Source organism: Roseomonas sp. TAS13 (assembly GCF_001950415.1).
GTDB lineage: Bacteria > Pseudomonadota > Alphaproteobacteria > Acetobacterales > Acetobacteraceae > Roseomonas > Roseomonas mucosa.
In genome coordinates this window covers 1-8,187 of sequence record NZ_BDLP01000194.1, presented here as the reverse complement: position 1 = coordinate 8,187, position 8,187 = coordinate 1, and the positions used below count along the sequence as shown (strand labels likewise).

Annotated in this window: 7 protein-coding genes; 4 read left to right on the top strand and 3 right to left on the bottom strand. The window is 71.1% G+C overall.

Annotation, left to right across the window (positions count from 1 at the left end):
- On the top strand, window positions 1-369 hold a 369-nt coding region (locus ROTAS13_RS14920), incomplete at its 5' end, for an amidohydrolase family protein (protein ID WP_139323374.1).
- A 159-nt stretch (window positions 370-528) separates the two neighbouring features.
- On the opposite strand, the gene ROTAS13_RS14915 is transcribed toward ROTAS13_RS14920, so the two are convergent.
- A complete protein-coding gene (locus ROTAS13_RS14915; protein WP_019462938.1) occupies window positions 529-1,017 on the bottom strand; it encodes an Lrp/AsnC family transcriptional regulator in 489 nt (162 codons plus the stop codon).
- A gap of 253 nt (window positions 1,018-1,270) precedes the next feature.
- Between ROTAS13_RS14915 and ROTAS13_RS14910 the strand changes: the two genes are divergently transcribed.
- Window positions 1,271-4,927, top strand: coding sequence for an indolepyruvate ferredoxin oxidoreductase family protein (locus tag ROTAS13_RS14910; RefSeq protein ID WP_075822730.1), 3,657 nt, complete (start codon window positions 1,271-1,273; stop codon window positions 4,925-4,927).
- A 156-nt stretch (window positions 4,928-5,083) separates the two neighbouring features.
- Here ROTAS13_RS14910 and ROTAS13_RS26365 read toward each other — a convergent pair whose 3' ends face one another.
- Both ROTAS13_RS26365 and ROTAS13_RS14900 read right to left on the bottom strand, forming a co-directional pair.
- Window positions 5,084-5,590, bottom strand: coding sequence for a CsbD family protein (locus ROTAS13_RS26365; protein ID WP_075822729.1), 507 nt, complete (start codon window positions 5,588-5,590; stop codon window positions 5,084-5,086).
- An 85-nt stretch (window positions 5,591-5,675) separates the two neighbouring features.
- Entirely contained in the window at window positions 5,676-5,933 is a 258-nt protein-coding gene (locus ROTAS13_RS14900; RefSeq protein WP_019462935.1) for a GlsB/YeaQ/YmgE family stress response membrane protein, read from the bottom strand.
- 298 nt (window positions 5,934-6,231) lie between these two features.
- Between ROTAS13_RS14900 and ROTAS13_RS14895 the strand changes: the two genes are divergently transcribed.
- Window positions 6,232-7,248 carry a polysaccharide pyruvyl transferase family protein gene (locus ROTAS13_RS14895; RefSeq protein WP_019462934.1) on the top strand — a complete coding sequence of 339 codons (1,017 nt, stop codon included), beginning with the start codon at window positions 6,232-6,234 and terminating at the stop codon, window positions 7,246-7,248.
- On the top strand, window positions 7,245-8,187 hold a 943-nt coding region (locus tag ROTAS13_RS14890), incomplete at its 3' end, for a polysaccharide pyruvyl transferase family protein (protein WP_139323373.1). The genes ROTAS13_RS14895 and ROTAS13_RS14890, both read left to right, overlap by 4 nt.

The following is an 8,187-nucleotide window of genomic DNA, read 5'->3' as shown; positions in this document are numbered from 1 at the left end:
GGTGGAGCTGTGCGTAGATGTGATCAAGAGACAGGCAACGTCACCGAGACGCGGCCCGGCGCCTCGGTGGGCCTCGCCCTGCTGCAACGCGCGGCGCTGGGCGGCGCCCAGGCGCTGGGCCAGCCCATGGGGCGCCTGGCGCCGGGCTGCCGCGCCGACCTCCTGGTGCTGGACACGGAACATCCGGCCCTGATCGGGCGGGAAGGCGACGCGCTGCTGGATGCCTGGGTCTTCTCCGGCAACACCACACCGGTCCGCGACGTGATGGCCGGCGGCCGCTGGGTGGTGCGCGACGGCATGCACCACCGGCAGGCCGGGATCGCCCGCCGCTTCGCCCGGGTGATGCGGCGGATCCGCGACCTGGCCTGATAGGGCGCGCTGGTCCGCCTGCCCCCCGGGATCGAGCCAGGGGCCGACCTTGCCCCCCGAACCAACACAAGGCGGGGTCCGGGGACATGCCATGTTCCCGGCGGTGGGGCTTCCGGGGGCAGGCGGAGCCTCGGCCGGGGGCTGCCACGAGGCGCGGCGCTACGACACCGATGCCTGAGGCCCTGGCAGCGGCAGTTCCGTCGTCATCTTGATCTCCGACATCACGATGCTGGAGATGATCTCGCGCACGCCGGGAAGCTGCGACAGGTGGTGTCGGTAGAGGCGCTCATAGGCATCGACATCCGGCACCACGATCCGCAGCAGGTAGTCCGTCCCGCCCAGCAGGGAGAAGCAGTCCAGCACCTCCGGCCGGCGCCGCACCGCGTCCTCGAAGCCCGGCAGCGTGTCGCGGCCATGGGTGGCGAGCTTCACCTGGGCGAAGACCATCAGTTCCAGGCCAAGCAGCCTGCGGTCCAGCAGCGCCACGCGGCGCCGGACCAGTCCGGCCTCCTCCAGCCGTCGCACGCGGCGCCAGCAGGGCGCCTGGGAGAGCCCGACCTGCTCGGCCAGTTCGGTGCTGGAAAGCGAGGCATTCCGTTGCAGCGCGGCCAGCAGGCGCAGGTCGATGGCATCCAGGGCTATGCGCATATTCCAATCGCCGCGGCGGCTTTCAGGGGAAGAACCATGCGCGATCCTCCCGCCAGATGCGGATCGACGCAACGAAAGATGAGAAAGACCGATGTAAGATAAAAGTCAAAAGAAGCAGGAGAAGCGTCCATGCAGCGATCCGTCGCCAGCGTTTCACCTCTTGTCTCCGAGGGAAGAATCCCGGCCCGCCAGGGTCCGGGGCACCGGGACCATCCCGGCATGGCCCGCATGCTTACCGGCGGGGCGCCGCGCCATGCTTGACGCGCCGCTTCCCGCCGCCGCCCCGGCCACGGGGCTGCGCTATCTTTCCGGCATCCAGGCGCTGGTGCAGTTGCCGATGCTGCAGCGCGAGCGCGATGCCGCCGCCGGGCTCGACACGGCGGGCTTCATCTCCGGCTATCGCGGCTCGCCGCTCGGCGGGCTGGACCAGTCGCTCTGGAAGGCGCGCAAGGCGCTGGAGGAGCACCGCATCCGCTTCCAGCCCGGGCTGAACGAGGACCTCGCCGCCACCGCCGTCTGGGGCACGCAGCAGGTCAACCTCTTTCCCGGCGCGAAACATGCCGGCGTCTTCGGCATGTGGTACGGCAAGGGGCCGGGTGCCGACCGCACCATGGACGTGTTCAAGCACGCCAATGCCGCCGGCACCTCCCCCTTCGGCGGCGTCATCGCCGTGGTGGGCGACGACCACGGCGCCAAGTCCTCCTCCCTGCCGCACCAGAGCGACCACATCTTCGCCGCCGCCATGATGCCGGTGCTGAACCCGGCCAGCGTGCAGGAGATCCTGGATTTCGGCCTGCATGGCTGGGCCATGTCGCGCTTCTCCGGCTGCTGGGTCGCGCTGAAGGTCGTGGCGGACACGGTGGAGACCTCCTCCGGCATCTCGCTCGATCCCTTCCGCATCGCCACCCGCATCCCGGAGGATTTCCCGCTGCCGCCCGACGGGCTGGGCATCCGCTGGCCGGATTCGCCGCTGGCGCAGGAGATGCGGCTGCAGCGTCACAAGGCCTATGCCGCCATGGCCTATGCGCGGCTGAACGGGCTGAACCACGTGGCGATCGACAGCCCGCGCCCGCGGCTCGGCATCGTCACCACGGGCAAGTCCTATCTCGACGTGCGGCAGGCGCTGGACCAGCTCGGCATCGACGACGCGCAGGCCGCCGCGATCGGGCTGCGCGTCTTCAAGGTCGGCATGCCCTGGCCGCTGGATGCCGAGGGCGTGCGCCACTTCGCCGAGGGGCTGGAGGAGATCCTGGTCGTCGAGGAGAAGCGCCAGGTCATCGAGTACCAGCTCAAGGAACAGCTCTACAACTGGCGCGAGGACGTGCGCCCGCGCGTCATCGGCAAGTACGACGACAAGGGCGAGTGGGAGCTGCCGGTGCATGACTGGCAGCTTCCCGCCGCGGGCGAGCTGACGCCGGCGCTGATCGCCCGCGTCATCGCCCGCCGCATCGGGCGCTTCCACGACCTGCCCTTCGCGCTTGGCGAGCGCATCCGCGAACGGCTAGCCTTCCTGGCGGCGAAGGAGGAATCCCTCGCCCGGCCGCGCACCACGGCGCTGCGCGTGCCGCACTACTGCTCCGGCTGCCCGCACAACAGCTCGACCGTGGTGCCGGAAGGCAGCCGCGCGCTGGCGGGGATCGGCTGCCACTACATGGCCACCTGGCTGCGCGCCGAGAGCACGCAGACCTTCTCCCACATGGGCGGCGAGGGCGTGGCCTGGATCGGGCAAGCGCCCTTCACGGAAACGAAGCACGTCTTCGCCAACCTGGGAGACGGCACCTACTCGCATTCCGGCCTGCTGGCGATCCGGCAGGCGGTCACGGCGGGCGTGCCGATCACCTACAAGATCCTGTTCAACGACGCGGTGGCGATGACCGGCGGCCAGCCGGTGGAGGGCACGCTCACCGTGCCGCAGATCGTGGCGCAGGTGCGGGCGGAGGGGGTGGAGCGCGTCGTGGTCGTCGTGGACGACCTCGCCCGCTATGACGGCGTGACGCTGCCGGGGGACGTGCCGCTGTTCGAGCGCCACGCGCTGGACCGGGTGCAGCGCGATCTGCGCGAATATTCCGGCGTTTCCGTGCTCGTCTATGACCAGACCTGCGCCGCCGAGAAGCGCCGCCGCCGCAAGCGCCGGCTGATGGCCGATCCGGCGCGCCGCGTGGTGATCAACGAACGCGTCTGCGAGGGCTGCGGCGACTGCTCGGCCAAGTCCAACTGCATGTCCGTCGTGCCGGTGGAGACCGAGTTCGGCCGCAAGCGGCAGATCGATCAGTCCTCCTGCAACAAGGACTTCTCCTGCCTCGACGGCTTCTGCCCCTCCTTCGTCACGGTGGAGGGCGGGCAGTTGCGCAAGGGCAAGGCGCTGGCTCCGATCGGCGGCCTGGGCGCCTCGGGCGGTCAGACCTCCGTGGAGGGCAAGGGCGATGCGCCCGCCGCTCCGGCGGAAGCCGCCGCCGCCCTCCCGGCCCTGCCCGAGCCGCCGAAGCCGGCGCTGGCGGAACCCTACGGCATCCTGGTGACCGGCGTTGGCGGCACCGGCGTCGTCACCATCGGCGCGCTGCTCGGCACGGCGGCGACGCTGGAGGGCAAAGGCATCTCCGCCCTCGACATGGCCGGGCTGGCGCAGAAGGGCGGGCCGGTCTGGTCGCATCTGCGCATCGCCGCGCGGCAGGAGGAGATCCACGCCGCCCGCCTCGCCGCCGGGGAGGCGCATCTCGTGCTCGGCTGCGACATCGTCGTGGCCGCGGCGGAGGAAAGCCTGACGCGAATGCGCGCCGGCCTCACCCATGCCGTGGTGAACAGCGACTTCTCCGTCACCAGCGACTTCGTGCGCGGCTTCGCGGCCCAGGCCCGCAGCGGCGACGTGGCGCGGCACCGCGACCCGCAGTTCCCGCTGGCGGAGATGGAGCGGCAGATCGACGAGGCCTGCGGCGGCGAGGGCGCGGCGATCTTCGTCGGCGCCACGCGGCTCGCCACCGCCCTGCTGGGCGATTCCATTGCCACCAACCTCTTCATGGTGGGCTATGCCTACCAGAAGGGGCTGATCCCGCTGGAGGCCGCCTCGATCCTCAAGGCGATCGAGATGAACGGCGCCGCGGTGGCGATGAACCAAGGTGCCTTCCAGTGGGGCCGGCAGGCGGTGCTGGACCTGGAGGCGGTGCAGCGCGCCGCCGACCCGACGGAGCGCCGCGTGCCCTCGCTGCGCCTTTCCGCCACGCTGGACGAACTGGTGGAGCGCCGGCTGAAGGAGCTGACGGCCTACCAGGACGCCGCCTATGCCCGCCGCTACGGCGATTTCGTGGCCCGGATACGCGCTGCGGAGGCGGAGCGCGTGCCTGGCCGGGTCGAGCTGGCCGAGGCGGTGGCGCGCTATCACCACAAGCTCCTCGCCTTCAAGGACGAGTTCGAGGTGGCGCGGCTCTTCACCGAAACCAGCTTCCTCCGCCGTGTCGAGGAGCAGTTCGAGGGCGACTGGCGCCTGAACTTCCACCTGGCGCCGCCGCTCTGGGCGCGGAAGGACCCGGAGACCGGCGAGCCGCGCAAGCAAAGCTACGGCCCCTGGATGCTGCGCGCGCTGCGCGTCCTGGCCCGGATGCGCCGCCTGCGCGGCACCGTGCTCGACCCCTTCCGCCACAGCGCCGACGGGCGGATGCACCGGGAGATCCTGGCCGCCTACGAGCAGGACATGGAGGAGGTGCTGCGCCGCCTCAACCCGCACAACCACGCCGTGGCGGTGGAACTCGCCGCCCTGCCGGAACAGATCCGGGGCTACGGCCCGGTGCGGGAGCGGCATCTCGCCCATGCCAGTCAGCGCCGGGCGGAGCTCCTGTCCCGCCTCCGGGGGGAGGAAAGCCTCCAGCTCCGCCCCGGCCACCCGGCCAGAGGAGCGCAGGTGGTCATGGCCGGCTGATCCCGGCAGGCCTTGCGCCGTCCCGGGGGGCAGGCGGGCCTCCCCCGGGGCCGGCCACAAGCAAACGCCACACCCCCGGAACGGAACTGGCGCCCGGGGAGATTTCTCCCCGGGCGCCGGATTGCTCTTCGGAATGAAGGCGGCGGACCGCCCGGATCAGAGCCGGTCGGAGGTCAACCGGCCGATGACGAAGCCGACCACGCCAATGATGGCGAGCGAGAGCAGCGGGCGCTCCTTGATCGTCTCGCCGGCCTGCCCAGCCTTCTCGCCGATCGTGTCGCGCGCTTGGTGGGCATAGTCGCTGGCCTTGTGGGCGGCGTCGTTCAGGGCGGGCTTCACGCGCTCGCGCATCAGCTCCTCGACCTGGGCGCGCAGGCGGGCGATCTCGCCGGTGGCCCCTTCCGCCGCGTCGCTCACCGCGGCCTTGGCCTGGTCATAGCCCTCGCCCGCCTTCTCGGAGAGCTTGGCGGCCCCTTCCTTCGCACCGTCCGCCGCGTCGGAAGCGGCCTCCTTGGCGTCGCCATAGGTCTTTTGGGCCTTGCCGGAGAACTGATCGGCCTTGCCTTCCGCCTGGGTCTTGGCATCGCCGGTCAGCTTGCCCGTGGCCTCCTCGGCCTTGCCGCCGAGGTTCCGGGCCGTGCCTTCGATCTTGTTCTCGTCCATGTCCGTGTCTTCTCCGGGAATTTGCTGGAAAACTTGCCTGCCGGGCCTTGTTGCGCCGCCGGGAGCGGGTGGCCCCCGGGCGTCTTCAGACGGTCCGCCGGCCGGCCACCGCGTGGTAGATCAGCAACACGATGATCGCGCCGATCACGGCCACGATCATGCTGTAGATGTTGAAGCCGGTCACACCGGCTCCGCCGAAGGCGCTGAACAGCCAGCCGCCGACCACGGCGCCGACGATGCCCAGGATGATATCGAGCATCACCCCCGAGCCCGTCTTGTTGACGAGCTTGCTGGCGATGAAGCCGGCGATCAGCCCGAGGATGAGCCAGCCGATGATCGACATGTTCCGCTCCAGATCGTTGCGCGGCAGGCCTCTTCAGGGAGGCTGCCATATCGGCAACAAGCGCGCAGGCCGCCTCGGGTTGCCATATGGGTCACACAAAGCCGGCCGGACTTCCGTGGGGCTGTCCCACGGATACCTTCGGGTCCGCTCACCGAGGTGCGTCCGGGGATGCCGCTCCGGAAAGCCCTCGCACAGTTCCAGACTTCCGGCTTTCGGAGTGTGGAAATCCGCCCTTCACTCGCGCGATGCGCGAGTTTGCCTCTTGCGCGGCGGGGCCGGGCCATGCGACCCACCTGCCATGCGCACCGCCTTCATCGGCGCCTACGGCTACGGCAACCTGGGCGACGAACTCTGCCTCATCGAGGCGATGCAGGAATTCCCGCCGGGAGAGCCTCCCTCCGGCGGCGCCTTCGCCTTCACGCAGAATCCCGCCTGGACGAATCGCTGCGTGCCGGGTCTTGCCGGCACCTTCGCCACGCTGGAGGAAATGCTGGCGCTGGATCCGCAGCGCGTCGTCTATGGCGGCGGCGGCATCGGCGGGCGGGCGGATTTCGAGGAGTACCTGCCCTGGATGGCGGCCGCGCTGGATCGCGGCATCCCTGTCCATGTCCACAACATCGGCATCGCCCGCATCGCCGGGGCGGGCATGGAGTACGGACCGGGCGAGGGCTGGCCGCACCCGCTGCTGGGCCGGGTGCTGGAGAACCTCGCCTCCTTCACCGTGCGCGACCACCGCTCGGTGGACATGGTGGCGGAATGGGGCGTGCCGGTGGTGCCGGGCGTCACCCGCTACCCCGAGCGCGCCATCGCGGCGGAGGGCGATCTCGCGGAGGCGATCCTGCCGCGTGGCCGGAAGCTGCTCGGCATCTCCATCATCAACACGAACCAGATGGCCCGCTGCCTGGAGGCGGATGGCGGCACGGTGCGCACCCTGCTCGCCCGCTTCCCCGACCATGCGGTGGTGCCGATCTGCTCCACCCTGCATGTCGATTCCGACGAGGAGGACGACGGCAGCGGCTTCCACCGCTTCGCCGGGATGTTCCTTGGGGACCGGGAGATCGTGGCGCCGCAGCTCACCGAGCGCGGCTTCTGGGGCAGCGAGGTCACGCCGCGCCGGCTGAAGGGCATCATCGCCCGGCTGGACACGCTGGTCTCGCAGCGCAAGCACAACTGCATCCACGGGCTGGGCGCCGGGGTGCCGACCATCGGCCTCTCGCCGATGGAGGATGACAGCGTGCGCCGCGTCTTCGTGACCCTGGCCAACCAGCTTCCCGCCGGCTCGGCCTGCATCGGGCTGGAGGAGCATCCGGGATGACGCCCGAACCCACCCTTTTTCTCGGCGAGTTCGGGCGCGGCGATCTGGCGGGCGAGGCGGCGCTGCAGCACGCCGCCGCACCGCTGGGCCGGGCCGCCCTCGTCGCCACCGACGATCCGGAGGCGACGGCGCGCATCCTGCCGCTCGCCAGCCTGCTGCCGCCGAACACCCCGACCCCGGCCGAGGCGCGGCGCGCCCTGCTGACCGGGCCCATGTCGGACCACAACCGGGCGGTGGACCTGATCCTGCGCCTGGGCCTGCTGCGCGGGCGGGGTTTGCGGACCGGGCTGCGCAGCCTCTCCATCTTCCCCTGGGGGCCGCTCTACCGCCCCGCGCCGGAGGTGCGCGCGGTGCTGGAGGCGCTGGACGAGGCCAGTGCCCGCGACCACCGCACGCTGGGCTCGATGGTGGAATGGCGCTGTCCCTGGTGGGCGGGGCTGGAAGCCTTCCCCGAGGGCGACCTGTTGCCGGAACTGCCCCAGGCTCCCCCTCCCGGCCCGAGGCTGGGCCTCTCGGTCAGCGACAGCCAGAAGACGCGCGAGGTCTTCGCGAAGCACGAAGCCCTGGTCGCGGAATACCTTGCCCCCTATGACGGCTGGACCGTGGTGCCCTTGCCGGTGGTGCGGCAGGGCGAGGGCGGCAGCGACGACCTGCGCGCCATCCGCGACTGCGCCGCCCGCTTCCTGCCCCGCTCCCCGGTCGTGGAGATTGGGCCGGAGGACGCCGCCTCCTGGCGGCGGGAGATGACCCCGGCCCGCTTCAAGGGCTGGGTCGCCGCCTGCGACCAGGTGATCGGCGGCCGCGAACTGCCGGTCGCCTTCGCCGCCAGCGCCGGCATCCCCTGTCTCGCCCTGGCGCCGCATGCCGACCACGAGGTCGGCCGTGCCGCCGGAACCCTCGCCAACCGCCTCGCGCCCGGCAGCCGCTACCGCGTGCTGC